Annotated in this window: 24 protein-coding genes, 2 tRNA genes and 2 pseudogenes; 14 read left to right on the forward strand and 14 right to left on the reverse strand. The window is 65.1% G+C overall.

The window, feature by feature from the left end; translation table 11 throughout:
- Positions 1 to 106: 106 nt before the first annotated feature.
- The 6 genes from QZM15_RS33095 to QZM15_RS33120 form a co-directional block, all read right to left on the reverse strand.
- On the reverse strand, positions 107 to 901 hold the full coding sequence (locus QZM15_RS33095; RefSeq protein WP_059584318.1) for a cystine ABC transporter substrate-binding protein: 795 nt from the start codon (positions 899 to 901) through the stop codon (positions 107 to 109).
- 99 nt (positions 902 to 1,000) lie between these two features.
- Positions 1,001 to 2,038, reverse strand: a complete 1,038-nt coding sequence (locus QZM15_RS33100; protein WP_063892440.1) for a quinone-dependent dihydroorotate dehydrogenase — start codon at positions 2,036 to 2,038, stop codon at positions 1,001 to 1,003.
- A gap of 98 nt (positions 2,039 to 2,136) precedes the next feature.
- A complete protein-coding gene (locus tag QZM15_RS33105; protein WP_302107981.1) occupies positions 2,137 to 2,967 on the reverse strand; it encodes an arginyltransferase in 831 nt (276 codons plus the stop codon).
- Between the two features lie 33 nt (positions 2,968 to 3,000).
- Positions 3,001 to 3,765 carry a leucyl/phenylalanyl-tRNA--protein transferase gene (gene aat, locus QZM15_RS33110; protein ID WP_059584314.1) on the reverse strand — a complete coding sequence of 255 codons (765 nt, stop codon included), beginning with the start codon at positions 3,763 to 3,765 and terminating at the stop codon, positions 3,001 to 3,003.
- Between the two features lie 10 nt (positions 3,766 to 3,775).
- Positions 3,776 to 4,321: an NUDIX hydrolase gene (locus QZM15_RS33115; protein WP_006476111.1), complete on the reverse strand. Its 546-nt coding sequence runs from the start codon at positions 4,319 to 4,321 to the stop codon at positions 3,776 to 3,778.
- Positions 4,322 to 4,504: 183 nt separating this feature from the next.
- Positions 4,505 to 4,581, reverse strand: a tRNA-Met gene (locus tag QZM15_RS33120).
- 197 nt (positions 4,582 to 4,778) lie between these two features.
- Between QZM15_RS33120 and QZM15_RS33125 the strand changes: the two genes are divergently transcribed.
- From QZM15_RS33125 to QZM15_RS33135, 3 genes are read left to right on the forward strand one after another with little or no spacing between them, the layout of a single operon-like run.
- A complete protein-coding gene (locus QZM15_RS33125) occupies positions 4,779 to 5,276 on the forward strand; it encodes a heme-degrading domain-containing protein (protein WP_006476110.1) in 498 nt (165 codons plus the stop codon).
- 3 nt (positions 5,277 to 5,279) lie between these two features.
- A complete protein-coding gene (locus QZM15_RS33130; protein WP_011545307.1) occupies positions 5,280 to 5,618 on the forward strand; it encodes a multidrug efflux SMR transporter in 339 nt (112 codons plus the stop codon).
- Between the two features lie 31 nt (positions 5,619 to 5,649).
- Positions 5,650 to 6,804 carry an enoyl-CoA hydratase/isomerase family protein gene (locus tag QZM15_RS33135; protein ID WP_226223216.1) on the forward strand — a complete coding sequence of 385 codons (1,155 nt, stop codon included), beginning with the start codon at positions 5,650 to 5,652 and terminating at the stop codon, positions 6,802 to 6,804.
- Between the two features lie 127 nt (positions 6,805 to 6,931).
- On the opposite strand, the gene QZM15_RS33140 is transcribed toward QZM15_RS33135, so the two are convergent.
- A complete protein-coding gene (locus tag QZM15_RS33140; RefSeq protein WP_226223218.1) occupies positions 6,932 to 7,360 on the reverse strand; it encodes a hypothetical protein in 429 nt (142 codons plus the stop codon).
- A gap of 341 nt (positions 7,361 to 7,701) precedes the next feature.
- Here QZM15_RS33140 and ssuD point away from each other — a divergent pair, with 341 nt between their 5' ends.
- From ssuD to QZM15_RS33185, 9 genes are all read left to right on the forward strand, one after another.
- Positions 7,702 to 8,859, forward strand: coding sequence for an FMNH2-dependent alkanesulfonate monooxygenase (gene ssuD / locus QZM15_RS33145; RefSeq protein WP_059638768.1), 1,158 nt, complete (start codon positions 7,702 to 7,704; stop codon positions 8,857 to 8,859).
- A gap of 16 nt (positions 8,860 to 8,875) precedes the next feature.
- A complete protein-coding gene (gene ssuC, locus QZM15_RS33150; protein WP_059584307.1) occupies positions 8,876 to 9,688 on the forward strand; it encodes an aliphatic sulfonate ABC transporter permease SsuC in 813 nt (270 codons plus the stop codon).
- On the forward strand, positions 9,685 to 10,644 hold the full coding sequence (locus tag QZM15_RS33155) for an ATP-binding cassette domain-containing protein (protein ID WP_059584305.1): 960 nt from the start codon (positions 9,685 to 9,687) through the stop codon (positions 10,642 to 10,644). Before ssuC ends, QZM15_RS33155 begins: the two co-directional genes overlap by 4 nt.
- A 57-nt stretch (positions 10,645 to 10,701) precedes the next feature.
- The gene (locus QZM15_RS33160) at positions 10,702 to 10,917 is read left to right on the forward strand and encodes a molybdopterin-binding protein (protein WP_006476104.1); all 216 of its coding nucleotides are present in this window, start codon (positions 10,702 to 10,704) and stop codon (positions 10,915 to 10,917) included.
- Between the two features lie 144 nt (positions 10,918 to 11,061).
- Positions 11,062 to 11,259 (forward strand): hypothetical protein, encoded by a 198-nt coding sequence (locus QZM15_RS33165; protein WP_006484168.1) that lies wholly within the window; start codon positions 11,062 to 11,064, stop codon positions 11,257 to 11,259.
- A 55-nt stretch (positions 11,260 to 11,314) separates the two neighbouring features.
- Positions 11,315 to 11,560 carry a hypothetical protein gene (locus tag QZM15_RS33170; RefSeq protein WP_059584304.1) on the forward strand — a complete coding sequence of 82 codons (246 nt, stop codon included), beginning with the start codon at positions 11,315 to 11,317 and terminating at the stop codon, positions 11,558 to 11,560.
- A 128-nt stretch (positions 11,561 to 11,688) separates the two neighbouring features.
- Positions 11,689 to 12,675: a tRNA dihydrouridine(20/20a) synthase DusA gene (dusA, locus tag QZM15_RS33175; RefSeq protein ID WP_302107989.1), complete on the forward strand. Its 987-nt coding sequence runs from the start codon at positions 11,689 to 11,691 to the stop codon at positions 12,673 to 12,675.
- Positions 12,676 to 12,729: 54 nt separating this feature from the next.
- Positions 12,730 to 12,805, forward strand: a tRNA-His gene (locus QZM15_RS33180).
- A gap of 144 nt (positions 12,806 to 12,949) precedes the next feature.
- A complete protein-coding gene (locus QZM15_RS33185; protein ID WP_302107982.1) occupies positions 12,950 to 13,885 on the forward strand; it encodes a toll/interleukin-1 receptor domain-containing protein in 936 nt (311 codons plus the stop codon).
- 10 nt (positions 13,886 to 13,895) lie between these two features.
- Here QZM15_RS33185 and QZM15_RS33190 read toward each other — a convergent pair whose 3' ends face one another.
- The 4 genes and pseudogenes from QZM15_RS33190 to QZM15_RS33200 form a co-directional block, all read right to left on the reverse strand.
- Complete coding sequence (locus tag QZM15_RS33190; protein ID WP_302107983.1) at positions 13,896 to 15,122, reverse strand: hypothetical protein; 1,227 nt, start codon at positions 15,120 to 15,122, stop codon at positions 13,896 to 13,898.
- Positions 15,020 to 15,259, reverse strand: a complete 240-nt coding sequence (locus QZM15_RS34040) for a DUF4224 domain-containing protein (protein WP_367033324.1) — start codon at positions 15,257 to 15,259, stop codon at positions 15,020 to 15,022. Before QZM15_RS34040 ends, QZM15_RS33190 begins: the two co-directional genes overlap by 103 nt.
- Complete coding sequence (locus QZM15_RS33195; RefSeq protein WP_302107984.1) at positions 15,256 to 15,531, reverse strand: hypothetical protein; 276 nt, start codon at positions 15,529 to 15,531, stop codon at positions 15,256 to 15,258. The genes QZM15_RS34040 and QZM15_RS33195 overlap by 4 nt, the downstream gene beginning before the upstream one ends.
- Positions 15,528 to 16,427: pseudogene (locus QZM15_RS33200) on the reverse strand (phage Gp37/Gp68 family protein); the annotation flags it as partial. The pseudogene QZM15_RS33200 and the gene QZM15_RS33195, both read right to left, overlap by 4 nt.
- On the opposite strand from QZM15_RS33200, the gene QZM15_RS33205 reads away from it, so the two are divergent.
- Together QZM15_RS33205 and QZM15_RS33210 are read left to right on the forward strand one after the other, a co-directional pair.
- Complete coding sequence (locus tag QZM15_RS33205) at positions 16,416 to 16,874, forward strand: hypothetical protein (RefSeq protein ID WP_302107985.1); 459 nt, start codon at positions 16,416 to 16,418, stop codon at positions 16,872 to 16,874. The pseudogene QZM15_RS33200 and the gene QZM15_RS33205 overlap by 12 nt on opposite strands.
- A pseudogene (locus tag QZM15_RS33210) lies at positions 16,871 to 17,412 on the forward strand (lysis system i-spanin subunit Rz). Before QZM15_RS33205 ends, QZM15_RS33210 begins: the two are co-directional and overlap by 4 nt.
- A gap of 20 nt (positions 17,413 to 17,432) precedes the next feature.
- Here QZM15_RS33210 and QZM15_RS33215 read toward each other — a convergent pair.
- From QZM15_RS33215 to QZM15_RS33225, 3 genes are all read right to left on the reverse strand, one after another.
- Entirely contained in the window at positions 17,433 to 18,110 is a 678-nt protein-coding gene (locus QZM15_RS33215; RefSeq protein ID WP_302107986.1) for a DUF6602 domain-containing protein, read from the reverse strand.
- Positions 18,111 to 18,204: 94 nt separating this feature from the next.
- Positions 18,205 to 18,648, reverse strand: coding sequence for a hypothetical protein (locus QZM15_RS33220; protein ID WP_302107987.1), 444 nt, complete (start codon positions 18,646 to 18,648; stop codon positions 18,205 to 18,207).
- Between the two features lie 47 nt (positions 18,649 to 18,695).
- Positions 18,696 to 19,148: a hypothetical protein gene (locus tag QZM15_RS33225; RefSeq protein WP_302107988.1), complete on the reverse strand. Its 453-nt coding sequence runs from the start codon at positions 19,146 to 19,148 to the stop codon at positions 18,696 to 18,698.
- Positions 19,149 to 19,289 lie beyond the last annotated feature (141 nt).

The following is a 19,289-nucleotide window of genomic DNA, read 5'->3' on the forward strand; positions in this document are numbered from 1 at the left end:
GCGTGCGCGAAAGCGCAATCATAAACCGGACCGATAAAACAAAGGGCGGCATCGTTGCGGATGCCGCCCTTTCCGGCCCGCCGTCAGGCGGGAAATGCAGGCGTGCTTACTTGAGCGGTTTCGTCACGTCGATGCCGAACCACTTGTCGGAGATCTTCGTGAACGTGCCGTCGGCTTCGAGTTGCGCCATCGCGTCGTCGATCGCCTTCTGGAACTTCGGGTTGCCCTTCTTGAACGGGATGCCCGACGGGTTCGCCGAACCGACGTTCGCGCCCGGGCGCAGCGGCAGCTGCGAATTCTTCGTCAGGTACGCGAGCATCAGGCGGTCGTTGAGCGCCGCGTCGAGGCGCCCGGCCGCGAGATCGCGCAGGTACTCGGGCGCGCCCGGGTACGTCTTCACGTCGATGCCCGGCACCGATTTCGCCATGTCCATGTAGTTCGTGCCGAGCGCGACGCCGAGCTTCTTGCCCTTCAGGTCTTCCAGCGACTTGAACGCGCGCGTGTCGTCCTTGCGCTGGATCAGCTGCGCGGACGAGTACGTGTATGCGGGCGAGAAGTCGAGCGTTTCCTTGCGCTTGTCGGTGATGCCGACCTGGTTGACGATCACGTCGAACTTGCCGGCCTGCAGGCCCGCGATGATGCCGCTCCATTCGGTCGTCACGAATTCGGCCTTCACGCCGAGCTTCGCCGCGACGGCCTTCGCGATGTCGACGTCGAAGCCGACGAGGTCGCCTTGCGGGCTCTTCGAGTTGAACGGCGGGAACGTGCCTTCGAGGCCGACGCGCAGCGTGCCGCGTTGTTTGACCTGGTCGAGGAGGTCGGCCGCATGCGCGGTTGCCGCGGCGAACGACATGCCGATCGCGCCGGCAACCAGCAGCTTCTTCAACAGCGGAAATTTCATCGTGTGTGTCCTTGCCCTGGTGGGGTCAATGGTTTTCGTCATACGGCGATGATAGCAAAAATGCTATCGATAGCTAAATATACTTTGCTTATGGCTATATTACGCGCCGCGTTCGCTGGCGATCGCCTTCACGCATTCCGACACGAGCGCCGGGCCGCGATAAATGAAGCCGGTATAGAGCTGGACGAGCGCCGCGCCGGCCGCCAGCTTCGCACGGGCATCCTCGCCCGAGAAAATGCCGCCGACGCCGATGATCGGCACGTCGTTGCCGACTTCCGCGTGCAGCTTGCGGATCACTTCGTTCGATGCGTCGAACACCGGGCGGCCCGACAGGCCGCCGGCTTCGTCCGCATGCGGCAGGCCCTGGACGGCCGCGCGCGACAGCGTCGTATTGGTGGCGATGACCGCTTCGATCTTGTGGCGCAGCAGCGTGTCGCCGATTTCCTTGACCTGTTCGTCGTCGAGATCGGGCGCGATCTTCAGTGCGAGCGGCACGAGCTTGCCGTGCAGGTCGGCGAGGCGCTGCTGCTTGTCCTTCAGCGCGGCGAGCAGCGCGTCGAGCTCGCCCGCGCCCTGCAACTGGCGCAGGTTCTTCGTGTTCGGCGACGAGATGTTGATCGTCACGTAGCTCGCGAACGGATACACGCGCTCGAGGCAGTACAGGTAATCCTCGGCGGCGCGCTCGATCGGCGTGTCGGCGTTCTTGCCGATGTTCAGGCCGAGGACGCCGCGATAGCGGGCGGCCTGCACGTTCTTCACGAACTGGTCGACGCCGTGGTTGTTGAAGCCCATCCGGTTGATCAGCGCTTCGGCCTGCGGCAGCCGGAACATCCGCGGGCGCGGATTGCCGGGCTGCGGGCGCGGCGTGACCGTGCCGACCTCGATGAAGCCGAAGCCGAGCGCCGCGAGGCCGTCGATGGCCGCGCCGTCCTTGTCGAGGCCGGCCGCGAGGCCGACCGGGTTGCGGAACGTGAGCCCCATCACGGTACGCGGCGCGTCGGGCACGCGCGCCGACAGCGCGCAGGCGAGGCCCGTACGGCCGGCCGCGCCGAGCGCGCGCAGCGTAAGGTGGTGAGCGTCTTCCGCATCCATCTTGAACAGGGATGCGCGGGCCAGCGGGTAGAGGGAACTGAACACGGGAATGGGGCGGACGGCCGGAATGAATGACAACCCGCTATTTTACCGGGAGTTGCGCGGCACGGGCGCGCTTCGCTTCGTAGCCGCCGCGGCGCGCGTCAGCCCGACCCGGAATGCCCGCCCGGCAACGGCGCGCGCGCGAGCGCCGCGTCGACGGGCGGCAGGTCGACCCGTTCCGGATCGAGCGTCTTCCAGCGGCCGTCGATCAGCCCTTCGAGCGGATGGAAGTTCGCCTTGTAGGCCATCTTCGGGCTCTCGCGGATCCAGTAGCCGAGGTACACGTAGGGCAGCCCGAGGCTCTTCGCCTGCTCGATCTGCCACAGGATGTTGTAGGTGCCGTAGCTCGTGTGCCGGTCGTCGGGCTCGAAGAACGTATAGACCGACGACAGGCCGTCGCCGAGGATGTCGATCATGCTGACCATGCGCAGCTTGCCGGGTTCGCCGCCCGGCGCGTCGAGGTCGCGGAATTCGACGAGGCGCGAGTTGATCCGGCTTTGCAGCAGGAACTGTTCGTACTGGTCGCGGCTGTCGCGGTCCATGCCGCCGCCCGCATGGCGCGCGGACTGGTAGCGCATGTAGAGCGCGTAGTGTTCTTCGTCGTAGTGCAGCGGCGACACCGTCGCGACCAGCGCGCGATGCCGTTTCCACATCCGGCGCTGCGTGCGCGTCGGCGCGAACGCGGCGACCGGCACGCGTACCGGCACGCATGCGCGGCAGCCGTCGCAGTACGGGCGGTACGTGAACACGCCCGAGCGGCGGAAGCCGGCCTTCACGAGCTCGGTGTAGATGTCGGAATTGATCAGGTGGCTCGGCGTCGCGACTTGCGAGCGCGCGATGCGGCCGTCCAGATAACTGCACGGATAGGGCGCCGTTGCATAGAATTGCAGCGCCGAAAGCGGTGAAAGCGGCAGCTCAGTCGGATGAGTCATGGGCAGCTCTCGATGCAGGGAAGGAGTGCCGCGCTAGCGCTCGGTCCCGGTGGGCGCCGCCGTTTCGGCGGGGCTCGTCAGCGCGGCGAGCACGCGCTTGTCGAAGTGCCACGGAATCGGCGGTTCGGCTACCGCGCGGCGCACGTGAGCGACAAAGGCCTTGCGTGCGATCTCGCGGCCGCCGAGCGACGCTAGATGCGACGTATTCTGCTGGCAGTCTATCATTTCCAGCCCGTGCTCGCGAAGGTGCGCGACGAGCGCGGCCAGCGCGATTTTCGACGCGTCGGTCACGTCCGCATACATCGACTCGCCGAAAAACATCCGGCCGAACGACACGCCGTACAGGCCGCCGACGCGGCGCCCGTCGTGCCACGTCTCGATGCTGTGCGCGTTGCCGGAGCGGTAGAGCGACGTATAGGCGTCGATGATCTCGGCGGTGATCCAGGTGCCGCGCTGCCCGCGGCGCGGTGCCTGCGCGCAGGCGCGCATCACGCCGGGAAAGTCGTGATCGACGCGCACTTCCCATTGAGGCTCGCGCAGCACGCGCTTGAGCGTCTTGCGCAGCGAAGGCGACACCTTGAATTCGGCCGGCACGAGGATCATGCGCGGGTCGGGGCTCCACCACAGCACCGGCTGGCCGTCCGAGTACCACGGGAAGATGCCGCGCAGGTAGGCGTCGATGAGGCGCGACGGCAGCAGGTCGGCGCTCGCGGCGAGCAGCCCGGGCGCACCCGTCGCGGGGCCGAGCGCGCGCTCGATGGGCGGGAACGGATCGTCCGGGCCGAGCCAGGGAACCATGGGGCGCGGCTCAGCCGTTGCGCAGCGAGCGGAAGATATCGCCGGTGTGCACGCCGTAGTCGCCGGCGGCGCGATCGGCGAAGAAGAACCGCAGGGTCTGGCTGACGGTCGGGAACGCGATCTCGTCCCACGGGATGTCCGCTTCGTCGAACAGTTTCACCTCGAGGCTTTCCTCGCCGGCTTCGAAGCCCGGGTCGGTGAGCCGTGCGAGGTAGAACAGATGGACCTGGTGCACGTGCGGCACGTTCAGCAGCGTGAACAGGTTCTGCACCTCGACGCGCGCGCCGGCTTCCTCGAGGGTCTCGCGCGCGGCGGCTTCCGCGGTCGTTTCGCCCATTTCCATGAAACCGGCCGGCAGCGTCCAGAAACCGTAGCGCGGTTCGATCGCGCGGCGGCACAGCAGGATCTGGTCGCCCCAGACCGGCACCGTGCCGACGACGTTGCGCGGATTCTGATAATGGATCGTGCCGCAGTGATCGCAGACGAAGCGTTCACGATTGTCGCCCGGAGGAATGCGCGCGAGGACTTCGTGACCGCAGACGGAGCAGAATTTCATGTCGAGTGGAAGGGACGAGGTGATGCGAGTGTATCACCGGGCCGCGGCATTCTTGAACGCTTGCGCATGCGGCGGCGTGTCGTGCGAAACGGCGGGTGCGCGAGCGAAGAGCGCGCGGCGCCCGGGCGCGCAAAAACAAAAAGCCCGACGCGAGGCCGGGCTTTTTGCGAAATTCTGGACGGTTGGTTGCGGGGGTAGGATTTGAACCTACGACCTTCGGGTTATGAGCCCGACGAGCTGCCAGACTGCTCCACCCCGCGTCCGTCGAAGAATTGAATTATAGGGGCTATCCAGAATGCGTGCAAGTGTTTTGTGACAATCGCATGGCGAGCGCTGGTGGGGCCGGTACGGGCAGGCACGTGCGCTAGAATCGAGCGGTTTGTGTCGTCATCCCGGCAGCGGCCCGGCGCGATCGCATCGGCGCCGTTGCGGCTCTCCTTACTGCATCGACGGATTCATGGACATCGCTCACGATCTGCAATCGATCGGCGCGCAGGAACAGGCGCTCGTGTTTCCCCATTTCGACCCGGCTCGCGCATGGGCGCTCGGCAACCGGATGCATGCGCTCGCGACGTCGCGCGGTCATGCGATCGCGATCGACATCGTCACGTTCGGCCAGCCGCTGTTTTACGCGGCGCTCGCCGGAGCCACGCCCGACAACGCCGACTGGGTGCGCCGCAAGCGCAACGTCGTCGCGCATTTTCGCCGCAGCTCGTACGCGATCGGCCTGCGCATGCAGCAGGCCGGCGCGACGCTCGCGGACAAGCACGGATTGCCGGTCGCCGAGTATGCGTCGCACGGCGGCTCGTTTCCGCTGACCGTCGCCGGCGCCGGCGTGATCGGCTCGATCACCGCGTCCGGGCTGCCGCAGCGCGCGGATCACGAGTTCGTCGTCGAGGCGCTGTGCGCCGAGCTCGGCCACGACTACGCGGTACTGGCCCTCGCAAGGAGCTGAGCGATGCAATTGCCCGGCTACGCATGGCTCGCGATCGCGATCGTCGCGGAAGTGATCGGCACGTCCGCGCTGCGCGCAGCGGACGGTTTCACGCGCTTGTGGCCGTCGGTGCTCGTCGTCGCCGGTTACGGCGTTGCGTTCTACTGCCTGTCGCTCACGTTGCGCACGATGCCGGTCGGCATCATCTATGCAGTCTGGTCGGGCGCCGGCATCGTGCTGATCACGCTCGTCGCGATGCTGCTCTATCGTCAGGTGCCGGACGTGCCGGCGGTGATCGGCCTCGGGCTGATCATCGCGGGTGTCGTGGTGCTGAACCTGTTCTCGAAGATGCAGGCGCACTGAGCGTGCGACTGCCGTTTGCCGGACGACCTTCATGACCGACTCCACTTCCGCCGCCGTTTCCGCCGAATCCGCCCAGCCCGACGTGCGCGCGTATGTCGCGAACCGCATCGGCTTTCTCGAACTGAACCGGCCGAAGGCGCTGAACGCGCTGTCGGTCGGCATGATCCGGCTGATGCAGCAGGCGCTCGACGCGTGGCGCGACGATCCCGACGTCGTCGCGGTCGTCGTGCACAGCCCGCATCCGCGCGCGTTCTGCGCGGGCGGCGACGTGCGCTTCTTCCACGACGCGTGGCAGCGCGGCGACCGCGACGCGGTCGACACGTTCTTCATCGAGGAATACACGCTGAACCATGCGATCTTCACGTACCCGAAGCCGTACATCGCGCTGATGCACGGTGTCGTGATGGGCGGCGGCATGGGGATCTCGCAGGCGGCGCGGCACACGGGCGGCCTGCGCGTCGTGACCGATTCGACGAAGATGGCGATGCCCGAAACGCGCATCGGCCTGTTCCCGGACGTCGGGATGAGCTGGTTTCTCGCGCGTACGCCCGGCGCGATCGGCCGCTATCTCGCGGTGACGGGCGCGACGCTCGACGCGGCCGGCGCGCTGTACGCGCAACTCGCCGACGTCTATCTGCCCGATGCCGCGCTGCCGGCGCTGCTCGACACGCTGCGCGGCGCGCGCATCGACAGCGGCGCGCAGGCCGTCGCGTGCGTGACCGACGCGGCTGCCGCGCACAAGGTCGTGCCGACGCCCGACACGTCGGCGCTTGCCGATGCGCGCGCCGGGATCGACAGGCATTTCGCGCAGCCCGACCTCGACACGATCCTCGCGTCGCTCGACGCCGAGCCCGATTGCGCGGCGGTCGACGGGTGGATCGAGAAGGCGACCCATGCGATGCGCGAGCAGTTGTCGCCGCTGTCGATGGCCGTGTCGCTCGAAGTCGTCGAACGCGCGCGCGGCGCGACGATGGCCGATTGCCTGCGGCGCGATCTCGACCTCACGCGCTCGACCTTCGCGCACGGCGACGTGATCGAAGGCGTGCGCGCGCTGATCGTCGACAAGGATCACCAGCCGGTGTGGCGCTTCAAGTCGGCCGCCGACGTCGCGCGCGCCGACGTGCTCGCGATGTTCGACAGTCCGTGGACGCCCGACACCCATCCGCTGCGCAAGCTGAAGGACTGACGCCGGTCGGGCTGGCCCGCGCGGCCGACCGACGCGCGACACGGAAACGCAAAGGCCGCGTGCAGATGCACGCGGCCTTTGTCATGGAAGTCGGCTGGTCCCGAAGGACGCGTCGCGCGCGCCGGCGTTATTCGTCGCCCGCGTCGTCCGACATGAACGCGCGCATGAACACGAGCGCGCCGAAGCCCCACACCGCATTCGCCGCGAAGCCGGCCGCCAGCACGGGCAGCATGTTGCCCGACGGCCAGATGCCGCGCAGCGGATCGATCGCGAACACGCGGGCGGCCGTCAGCACGATACCGCCGAACACGAGCGCGCCGATCCACGATGCTTCGCGCTCGGGCGAGACGCGCAACAGCCACGCCATCGGAATCGCGCAGCACGCGCTGATCAGTGCGTTCGCGACAAATTCAGGAATGCCGAGCGGCGCGAACGGCTGTGTCGAGAAGCCGGTTGCGGCGATCAGGTCGGCCGTGTGGAGAAGGGCGAGCGTGGACTCGCGGAAGAACAGGGCGGCCAGGAAGCCGGACAGGAAGGGCAGGATGACTTTCTGCATCGATGAGTGCACCGCAGGCGCGCACGGCCGGGGCCGGGCGCGCGGAGTTATTCGGATAGGTGCGCCATTATAGGGCCCGGCCGCGGCGATATTCGCTCCAGCGTCGTGCTAATCACGAAAGCGGAAAACCTAAGCTCAAAAAAATCGTTCCAAAGCCTGGTACCGATCCCTAGACTGGTTTCCCAGAAACAGCCGTGCGATCGCGTCCTCGTCCGCTGCACGGCGTGACCGGCGAGCCATCCCGATTCGAATGCACACCATGCATGCGTCGCTCATCCGCGACGCGAGCAGGGCGATGTTTTTTTCAAATTTCGGCAGTGACAGTCAAGCAGGAGCAGCAGATGAATGTGTTCTGGTTTATCCCCACGCATGGCGACAGCCGCTATCTCGGCACGGCCGAAGGCGCGCGCGCCGCGGACTACGATTACTTCAAGCAGGTCGCCGTGGCGGCGGACACGCTCGGCTACGACGGCGTGCTGCTGCCGACCGGCCGCTCCTGCGAGGATGCGTGGGTCGTCGCGTCGAGCCTGATTCCCGCGACGCAGCGCCTGAAGTTCCTGGTCGCCGTGCGCCCCGGCATCGCTTCGCCGGGGCTCGCCGCGCGGATGGCCGCGACGTTCGACCGCCTGTCGGGCGGCCGCCTGCTGATCAACGTCGTCACGGGCGGCGATGCGGCCGAGCTGGAAGGCGATGGCCTCTTCGCCGATCACGACACGCGCTACGAGATTACCGACGATTTCCTGAACATCTGGCGCGGGCTGCTTGCCGCGTCGCACGACAACGGCGGGTTCGACTACATCGGCAAGCACCTGCAGTCGAAAGGCGGCAAGGCGCTTTACCCGCCCGTGCAGCGCCCGCATCCGCCGCTGTGGTTCGGCGGCTCGTCGCCGGCCGCTCACGCGATCGCCGCCGATCACATCGATACCTACCTGACCTGGGGCGAGCCGCCCGAGGCCGTCGCGAAGAAGATCGCCGACATCCGTGCACGTGCCGACGCGCGCGGCCGCAAGATCAAGTTCGGCATCCGCCTGCACGTGATCGTGCGCGAGACCGAGGACGAAGCATGGCGTGACGCCGAGCGGCTGATCAGCCGGCTCGACGACGACACGATCGCACGTGCGCAGAAGGCGTTCGCGAACATGGATTCGGAAGGCCAGCGCCGGATGGCCGCGCTGCACGGCGGCAAGCGCGGCGGCCGCGAGACGCTCGAGGTCTATCCGAACCTGTGGGCCGGCGTGGGGCTCGTGCGCGGCGGCGCCGGCACGGCGCTCGTCGGCAATCCCGAGCAGGTCGCGGAACGCATGCGCGAATACGCGGATCTCGGCATCGAGACGTTCATCCTGTCCGGCTATCCGCACCTCGAGGAGTCGTATCGCTTCGCCGAGCTCGTGTTCCCGCTGATCAAGGGCAAGGGCGTGGAGAGAGCGGCCGGCCCGCTGTCGGGGCCGTTCGGCGAGATCGTCGGCAACAACTATCTGCCGAAGACGAGCCAGAGCTGAGCGACGGAGGCCTGCGATGACAACGAAAACCTCGACGACGGGCGTCGCCGTGGCCGCCCGCGCGTGGCGCGGCGTCGCGCCGTGGCTCGTGCCGCTCGCGTTGCTGGTGGTATGGGAAGTCGGTGCGCGCACCGGCTGGCTGTCGACCCGCGTGCTGCCCGAGCCGGTGGCGGTCGTGCGCGCGGCGTGGTCGCTCGTGACGTCGGGCGAAATGTGGGCGAACGTGAAAGTGAGTACGTGGCGCGCGCTGTTCGGCTTCGCGATCGGCGGCGGCGTCGGCCTCGCGCTGGGGCTTGCGACCGGGCTGTCGAAGGCCGCCGAGGTCGCGCTCGACTCGACGATCCAGATGATCCGCAACATTCCGGCGCTCGCGATGATTCCGCTCGTGATCCTGTGGTTCGGCATCGACGAGAAGGCGAAACTGTTCCTCGTCGCGCTCGGCGTGTTTTTCCCCGTCTACATCAATACGTATCACGGGATCCGCTCGGTCGACGCGAACCTGATCGAGATGGCGAAGAGCTACGGCGTGCGCGGCTTCGCGCTGTACCGCGACGTGATCCTGCCCGGTGCGTTGCCGTCGATCCTCGTCGGCGTGCGTTTCGCGCTCGGGCTGATGTGGGTGATGCTGATCGTCGCGGAAACGATCTCCGCGCAGTCGGGCATCGGCTACATGACGATGAACGCGCGTGAATTCCTGCAAACCGACGTGGTGGTGGTCGGCATCCTGCTGTACGCGGTGCTCGGCAAGCTGGCCGATGTGCTGGCGAAATCGATCGAGCGCGTGACGCTGCGCTGGCACCCCGCCTATCAATCAGGAGCAAAGGCATGAATGCGACGACTTCGGCGGCCGCCTACGGCCCGCTCGCCGGCGCAGACCTCGAGGCCGAGCTCGCGCAGGCCCGCGTCGCGGATGGCGACGCGCGCGATGCGGCGATCCTCGAACGCGACGGCAGCGCATCGGTCGTGCCGCTGGCACGGCGGCGCCCGGGCAGCCCGGCTCCCGACGACGCGGTCACGCTGTCGGGCGTCAGCAAGCGCTTCGGCGCCCGCACGGTGCTCGACAACGTCGAGCTCGGCATTGCGCGCGGCAGCTTCGTCGCGATCGTCGGCCGCAGCGGCTGCGGGAAATCGACGTTGCTGCGCCTCGTCGCGGGGCTCGAGCAACCGAGCAGCGGCGCGCTCGTGACGCGCGGCGAGGGCGGCGGGGCGCTCGATACACGGATCATGTACCAGGATGCGCGCCTGCTGCCGTGGAAGACCGTGCTGCAGAACGTGATGCTGGGGCTCGGCCGCGGCGCGCGCGACCAGGCCCGCGCGGTGCTCGACGAAGTCGGGCTGCTGGAACGCGCGAACGACTGGCCCGCGCAACTGTCGGGCGGCCAGCGGCAGCGCGTCGCACTGGCACGTGCGCTCGTGCACCGGCCGCAACTGCTGCTGCTCGACGAGCCGCTCGGCGCGCTGGACGCGCTTACCCGCATCGAGATGCATGCGCTGATCGAGCGCCTGTGGCGCGAACACCGGTTCACCGCGCTGCTCGTCACGCACGACGTGCAGGAGGCCGTCGCGCTCGGCGACCGTATCCTGTTGATCGAGCAGGGGCGGGTGGCGCTCGATCAGTCAGTGCCGCTCGACCGGCCGCGCGCCCGCGCGTCGGCTGCCTTCGCGGCGCTGGAGGACCGCGTGCTGAAACGCGTGCTCGCCGGCGGACCCGGCGCGGGCGAGCACGACGCGGCGCATGAAGCAGACAAGGTTCGACCGGTCGGGCAGATCCGCTGGGCCGTTTAATTCCGGGCGGCTTCGGCCGCCCGTTCTGAGACTTTTTTCTTCGGAGCGATCATCCCGATGAGCATCACTGCAATCAACGTACGTAACCAGTTCAAGGGCAAGGTCAAGGAGATCATCCGCGGTTCCGTGGTCTCCGAAGTCGACGTCGAGACGCCGTTCGGCATCGTCACGTCGGTGATCACCACCCGTTCGGTGGACGAACTCGAACTGAAGGTCGGCGCCGAAGTCGTCGCGCTCGTGAAGTCGACGGAAGTCTCGATCGCGCGTCTCTGAGCGCGCGGGTCGCGCCTCGGTGCGGCGCCGCCGGGCAGCGTGCCCGCCGGCGCCGCATTGCATTTCGCGCGGCGCGTTTGCCACGGTATTCGGCTTCCGGGCGAAGTGCTAGGATGGAACGACACCGATGCCGGAGGCCAACGCATGACCCCCATCCTTTCCCCCGAAGCCATCGAGGCGCTGAAATGGATCGACCAGTTCGGCGACAGCCGGCCGGTTCCCGCCGCGTTCGACGACGTCGTCTACGCGTTGCTGAATGACGGGCTGATCTATCAGGCGACGGCCGACCGGGTCGATCTGACGGCCGATGGCCGGTCGTTTTTGTCCGACGAATACGATTGAGCGCGCGGCGCCGGCCCCGCGGGCGGCTTGGCGCGGCATCACCACGGAGCGTGCGATGGAACCGAGAGGGAGCGACCTCGGCGATTTCAGCGAGCCGTACCGCGGCTTCGAGATCGAGGTGAAGACCGAGCAGGTCTGGGACGGCGAGCGGGCGCACTATCGCGTGCTGCAGGGCGATGCCGTGCGGATCGACTGGCGGCTGGTCAAGATCGACGGGATGCTGCTCACCGAACGGCGCGTGATCGAGCGCGTGTTCGACGAGGCGCGCCGCGCGGTCGATGCTGAATTGGGCGGCCGGTAGTGCGCGTGTCGGGCGGGCAGGGCCGGTATTGCGGTAAAATGTCCGGTTGTTCCGTGCCATCTGGCCTGTAACCGAATTCCATGTCCGTTCCACCCTCGCTTCCTCCCCGCCGCGTATCCGTCGCGCCGATGCTCGACTGGACCGACCGCCATTGCAGGTCGTTCCACCGCACGCTGACGCGCAATACGTGGCTGTATACGGAGATGATCACGACGGGCGCGCTGCTGTTCGGCGACGCCCATCGGCATCTTGCGTTCACGCCGAGCGAATCGCCGGTCGCGCTGCAATTGGGCGGCAGCGAGCGGGACGATCTCGCGCGCGCGGCGAAGCTCGGCGAGCAGTGGGGCTACGACGAGATCAACCTGAACTGCGGGTGCCCGTCCGAGCGCGTGCAGCGCGGTGCGTTCGGCGCGTGCCTGATGAACGAGCCGCCGCTCGTCGCCGACTGCGTGAAGGCGATGCGCGATGCAGTGTCGGTGCCGGTGACGGTCAAGCACCGGATCGGCGTCGACGCGGTCGAGGACTACGCGTTCGTGCGCGACTTCGTCGGCACGGTGGCCGAGGCCGGGTGCGAAACGTTCGTCGTGCATGCGCGCAACGCGATCCTGAAAGGGCTGTCGCCGAAGGAGAATCGCGAGATCCCGCCGCTCAAGTACGACTATGCGTATCGGTTGAAGCGCGATTTTCCGTCGCTGGAGATCGTGATCAACGGCGGCATCACGACGCTCGATGAGGTTGCGCGGCATCTCGAGCACGTCGATGGCGTGATGCTCGGCCGCGAGGCCTATCACAACCCGTACGTGCTGGCGGAGGTCGATGCGCGCTTCTACGGAGCGACCTCGGCGGTGCCGACGCGCGAAGAGGCCGAGGCGCAATTGATCGCGTATTGCGCGGCCGAGCTGAAGCGCGGCACCTACCTCGGCGCGATCGTGCGGCACGCGCTCGGGCTGTATCGCGGCATGCCGGGCGCGCGCGGCTGGCGTCGCGTGCTGTCCGACAACAAGAAGCTCGCACGCGGCGATCTGGCCGTGTTCGACGAGGCGCGTGCGCATCTGAACGCGGCCGAAGAAATTTTTGAAAAAAATGCTTTGCAAGATTCAAAAGACTTCGTATAATCTTGTTCTTCGCTGCTGAAACAAAACAGCGAAACGAAGCAAGCAGTATCAGTGGTGGCTGTAGCTCAGTTGGTAGAGTCCAGGATTGTGATTCCTGTCGTCGTGGGTTCGAGTCCCATCAGCCACCCCAACAAATTCAAGCACTTGCAGCAGAATCAAGCTGACGTGTTACAAGTTTTGGAAGATGAGATTCCAAGATTTGGAAGCAAGGCCCGCCGACGTGCGGGCCTTTTTCGTTTCGACGGTTCGGCTCTCGTCTCGGGGAGATAGTTCGATGTCGTGGGATGACTACACGCGGGCAGAAGTTTTTGGGACTGGAATACATCGACCAGCATCGGACGTGCTGGCTGCGGTGGAGACGGCGTTGGACGCGCGGCTCTTCAACATTCCTGGCCTCGCGAAAAAGTTCTTGCCCCTGCACAAGCGCGATATTCTGATCCAGCGCGAACAAAACTACGTTCTTGTTGTGGTTTCGACAGAGCCTGCTCGGCATCGTCCAATGCACATCGATCGGCCATCCGCGATTGAGCACTTGGAAATTGGCGATGCCCCTGTCACTAAGCCGCGGCTATATGAGTCGCAAGTTGTGGCGAATGCCGCGCTCATTGCATTGGGATATGACCGTATCATTGAGCCCTTGCTACTTCTTCTGCCGCCGGATTTTTTGAACAAGTCTCTTGATCAACTGAATGGCCAGGCAATACGCGATGCAGCGGAGGTAGTTTTTCAATATGAACTGCAGCTGTATGGTGAACAGGTTCACGCCGATATGCCGAAAAAAATCTTTCTCAGCCATAAATCGAGCAATAAGGCGATCGTAAGAGACGTCGCCAACACACTGAAGGAAATCGGTTTTGATCCTTGGCTCGATGAGGATCGAATGGTTGCGGGATCTAACTTGGAACGCGAAATAAAGCAAGGGATGATGGATTCTTGTGCGGCCGTGTTCTTTGTTACTCCTGACTTCACAGATGAGGATTGGATAGCGCGCGAAGTCGACCACGCGATGACTGAAAAGCGAAAAAAAGGCGAAAGATTCGCGATAGTTCCGCTCCGACTTACCTCACCTGACGGTAGAACAGGGAAGATAATAGAAATGTTTGAGGAGTATCTCCACCCGAACGTGGCGCACCACCAAATCGTACTTGAGATTCTGAAGGCTATTCCTGTTCAAATGGGGCAAAAGGTCGCCTGGAAGACCGGAAAGTGACGATTTGATCTTAACGAGTCGCGCGCACTTTTCTTTGGCGCCGGCGGTCGTAAGTCTTTCGCACCATTCGTTCATCGGCATGGCCCGTCGCGCCTATAATCCGGTCGTCGCGTTCTTCCTGGCGATCGGTCACGGCGGCCGGCCGCATGTCGCGCAACGCAAACCGTTCGAACGGCACGCCGCGCGCCTGCGGTTCCTTCTCGCAGTAGCCCATCAGCCGCGACCAGTTCGTGTTCCATCCGCTGCGCGTATACACCTGGCCGGCGGTGTTGCCGAACACGTGGACGCTCGACGTGCGCTGCAGCGCGAGCGCCTCGTCGATCACGGCCTTCAGCTCGGGCGACCATAGCACGAGCTTTACGCGCTGCTGCTCGCCAGCCTTGCGCCTCCCGATCGGCACCTCGACGCCTTCCGGCCTGATACCTTGGCGGTGCAGCTCGCGCATCTCAGTCGGCCGGCTCACGGTCAGGTATGCCGCCTGGATGCAAAGCGCCTGGATCAGGTATGCGGAGCTGGGAAGCTGATCGCCGACGCTGCGGCGCGAACGCGCGACTTCGACAGCGAGCTCGATTTCCTCCTGGGTCACGTACCGCTGGCGCGGCCGCGTCGGGTTGTACTCGATGCCGCGGCACGGATTCGTTTCGAGCTCGCCGCGGCGCCGGCCGTATTCGAGGATCGCGGACAGGAGGGCGATTTCCTTGTTCGCTTTCGCCGGCGCGCCGAGCTGCGCACGTTTGTCGAGGTAGCCGTAGACGTGCTTCGGCTTGATGGCAGCCGGCGCCATCTTGCCGAAGACTTTGACGAGCCGCTTCGACTCGACGCGGTTCTCGTCCAGAGTGGACTGGGCCTTGCGGCGCTCGTCGGCGTGCGGCAGGCCGTCCTGCCATTCGAAGTACCGGGCGACGAGCGCCTCGACCGTGCCCGGTTCGATCGCGTTCCCGTTGAGCGCCTCTGCGCGCTCGATCGCCTGCTTGCGGATCTCGGCGAGCGCTTCCTTGTTGTGGGCCGGCGCCGACAGGCGGAACGCCCACCGCCCGTTCGGCAGCTTGTAGCCGAAGCTGACCTTGTGTTTCCCGTAGTGGGCATAGAGCCGGAAGGGTAACCCGTCCGGCCGTTTCCGGCGTCCAATCATGGTTATAGTGCAGCGAAGTTCGGTTCTTCTGACGCGGCGGCGCGGTGCCGACGCGCGGGCGACGGAGGTGCGGTGCCATTCATGCGCGCGTCGTAATACTCGCACGCGACGAGCGGCACGCCGGCGATGTTCACCGCGTATGGCCAATGGTTGCGGTCGAGCCAGCGTTTCATGCAGGCGTGGCTACGCGGCTTGCAGCCGACCAGCTCAGCCAACTCTGGCGTGGTGAGATAGCGGCTCATGGTCGTACCGTCATGGATTTGCGATTCTCCTGCCGGACAACACCCGGTGCGGTATCGAGGATATGCGCGACGTGCCGCGCGTAGGTTGCGACGGCGCGCCAGTAGGCCGCCATCGGCCCCTTACGACGCTTCCAAGCGATTTCGGCCTCGGCGTTCGCCTGTTCGCGCAGCGCACGGAGCACCGCAGAAAGGACTTTCCTAGATTCCAGTGGCGGAGTGGTGAGGGCGCACGCGGCAGGTAGCCGCAGCAGGGGGTTTATGTATCCCATCATGCCCCCGGGAATTCGTCGTGCGTGCGGCCGTCGAGATGGCGGCCGGCGGCGCGCTTGCCAAGGCGAACGGAATGCTTGCCGTCGGGCCATGGGTGAAGGGCGGAATCACCTGTGCCGAGCATGTCCACGCCTGGCTGATCATGGTCGATCCATTCGCCCCATTGCTTGAATAGAAACGGCACGCCGTAGGCTGCGCACTGATCGCGAATATCGCGAGCCCAATCGGGGTGCATCGGGCGCGCCCGGGGGCCGCTTTCGCCGCCGACAATCACCCAGTCGAGTTTGGGCGAGCTGTAACCCGTCCCGTTCTTCGCGTATTCGGTGGTGGGTCCGTGGATCCATGGCGCGTCGGCAGGGCAGTCGGAACACGACTGCATTTCCTGCATGCAGCAGACACCCGTGGGATCGAATCAGGCTCGAAGGTCGACCGGCCCCAGCAGCGGCTCCATCGATAGAAACCGGCGGCGCGCCGGCGTCATCAGCAGCTTTTCGATGTCGCGATCTGCCTCGGCCTGGTCAACGATCGTCGCGCCGAGCCAGACGTTCGGCGGCCAGCCCCGGCGCGGGCACGTCCAGTCGTACGGCACCATCGCTGCGACGTTGCCGATCCGCTTCGTGAGCAGCAGCCAGTCAAGGTTCGGCGTGGCCGTGATGAGGTCGAACAGGTCGGCACGCCAATCGTCGGAAACTTGGTTGTCGAACACGTCGGCGAGCGACGCGCAGAACACGCGCTGGCGCCGGCCGTGCACGGCGAAGAACTGGTCGTGCCGCGCATTCCAGCGGATCGGCTCGCGCCACGTCGCGGCCGACGTGCGGACACGCTCGCCATGCGGCCCCCAGATGACCTTGTGCAGCCGCGTGTCCATCATGTGCTCGGCGTAGCAGTGGTCGCAGCCAAGCGCGCGATGAAGGCGGCCGGCGGCTACGTCTGCGCGGTCTGCGACGACGACCAGGTGGTCGAGTCGCATCACCGGTTCTTCGAGTGGGCGTTCTCGCACGCGATCGACTGGAAGTGGATCCGCGGCGTCACGCTCAATCAGGTCGACACGATGTTCAGCCACAAGCTGCAGCGCATCGTGCCGATCCCGCGCCAGCACCCGGTCTGGGACGTGATCAGGTTGACACAAGGCTTCGACTGGGAGGCGTTCGACCCGGCCCGCCCGGAGGCATTCGTCGACTCGACCTACAACCAACTGCTGCTGTGCGCGCTCCATCACCGGGGCAAGGACCACGGCCGGCATGAGGAAAGCGACCCAGTCTGGAGCGTGCAGGCGTTCCTGCTGCCGGGCTTCGTCTACTCGCCGGACGAGTTGAAGCAGTTGCACACGAAGGAGCCGAAATGATCTTCTTGAAAATTGCGTGGCCGTACCTGCTTGCCGCGCTGCTCGGCGCCGCGGCCGGAGCTGGAGTGGAGCATCTGATCGGCGCGCGGCAGCTCGCCGACGAGAAGGCCGCGCGCGGGCGACGCGCAGCGGCATGCCGGCGACCTGACTGCAATCTCGCAGGCCGCGCTCGCCGCAGAACAACGCGCGATCGCTGCCCACGACGCAGCCGCCTCGCAGGTGGCTGCAGTCGACGCACAACTCACGAAGGAGCGAACCGACCATGAAACCGAAAATCGCAGCTATCGCGATGCTCTTGCCGCTGGCACTGACCGGGTGCGTGTCGCCGTCCGGAACTGCACTGCAGCCGGTGCCGACCTTATGCCTGGAACTGCCGGCGCCGCCGGCGTGGGCGATGGTACCGCCGCCGTCGCAGACCTAGACCCAGCGGTTGCGGAACGCGCTTTCGCCGTCGTTGGCGACGACCAGCGCGAAATCGACAAACTGAAGGCAGTGCAGGGGGGGGTGCGCGGTGCGCCCGGCAACGCCGGGATGTTAGTTCCCACACCTAACCCAGAGTCATTGCCCCAGCACGTATTGGAGCGGTGCTTCGACCGCGAGGGATCCACCCATACTGCCAGCGAAGTGCAGGCAATAGATCAAGGCCCAAAGGGCGGCTGGACTGCCGGGGGTACTAATGCCGTGGAAATTGTCCGTGCTGCAGAACATCAACGAATCGACAGCAAGGATTCCATCGATCACTCCTGGTTTCAACTTCGATTTCATCGTGTCGAGTGACTTCCATCCTTTGAATCCAACGACGAAAAACGGTATATGTGGTGGGGCCGTTGGGCCAAAGGAGATGCCATCGCCGAACTGCCGTTTAAGGGCTGACAGCTTGTTCGCAGTTGCTTCGACCTCACTCCATTGACTCGATAAATCTGATTTTACTTCGATGACAGCTGAAATCCCTTCGGCCAAGTAGAGGCGAGTCCTTTCCGATCCAACAATCGGCAAGCTCGGCACGAACGGATATTCGATGACCACGTCCAATTGGCCACTTCTATTCCCTGCCTGGTCCGTTGCGTCGCCAGTACCGAAGCGAAAGTGCGAGGGTAAAACCTGCGACAGAAAGCTATCGATGAAGGTCTGGCGCTCAAGTCCTTTGGTATTGGAGGATAGGCTAATGTTGGATTCATATGCCCCAATTAGCATCTTGTGAATGCCGATTAACCGGCTTATGACGTGTTGATTCAATTATCGCCCCGTGCTTTTCTTTTGTGAAAGTCAAGTGTAACCGATCTTTCGATAATCCGGACCCGAAGTGTCTCGGCGCACCAGCTTTGAAGGATCAGTTTTCGGGACCATCATCCAACTCGTCAGGGTCGCGATACGTGGCGCCTGGGATTTCGACCGGCTCAACGTAGAACCCGCGCGCTGTCAGGTCCATCTTCGCATCGCTGAACGAGTCGCAAATGTCGTATCCGCATTCGACGTATGTGGTCGTGGAATCGAACTTGAGATCCTCGATATTGCGCTTCCACGTGAGCGGCAAGTCGGCCGTCTGCCCCGGATCGAAGTGGACGACACTCAGGTACGGCGGCCGAACGCCGCGGGGCGGATACTCCGTGCGTAGTACGAGCTCGACGTTCACGACGACATGGTGTTCCGGAATGCGGTCCACGTAACGCAGCAAGTACGCTCGCAGCGAATGGCCATCCTTCCTGTCTTGCGCCGAGGCGAAGCCAAACCAGTCGTCGTCGGAATCCCTGAATTCTTCCGCAATCGTGCGCATGTCGATCTCCAAGTGCGACGAACGTTCAGGATGCCATAGCCGCACCCTCACTTCATGCCGGCGCGCAGCATCTCTTCCCCCAGCAGGTGATATAGCTTTCGAAACGGCCCAAACGGACCGTCCAGATCGCCGCGGTTCGACGTCGCACTTTCGGTCGTCTGCCACCAGTCCATGACCTTCTCAAGAGATTTTCGCAGCGCCACGATCTCGAGGATCAGGCGCCGCACCTCGGGTTCGCGGTTGGTGCGCCAGAGCTCGCGCAGCTCCGCTTCGGTCGGAGCGACGAAGTCCGGCATTGGCACGCGGCGACGGATTGGCTCCCTGAGTGGCACCATATTTCGATCGACCGTAGTCTCTTCCAGCGGGCGCGCGTCCGATTCGTCGAGGAACTGCCCGTTGTACGGCTGAAACTCACCGCGCGTGACAGCGAGGTACGTGCGTCGGCGCTCCCCGGATTCGACGTCTGTGTACTCCCAGATGTAGGCCCAGAGCGGTTTCATGATGCGATACGATGGTCGGGTAGCGACGACGCATTGCTGCGCCGCCGCCCCCTAAGAACCGTACGTGCGAGTTTCCCCGCATACGGCTCAAGCCTCTATAAGGCCAGTGGTTAAACTAACCCGGCGGCACAACGTACCGAC

It is taken from the genome of Burkholderia sp. AU44665, assembly GCF_030504405.1.
Lineage (GTDB): Bacteria > Pseudomonadota > Gammaproteobacteria > Burkholderiales > Burkholderiaceae > Burkholderia > Burkholderia semiarida.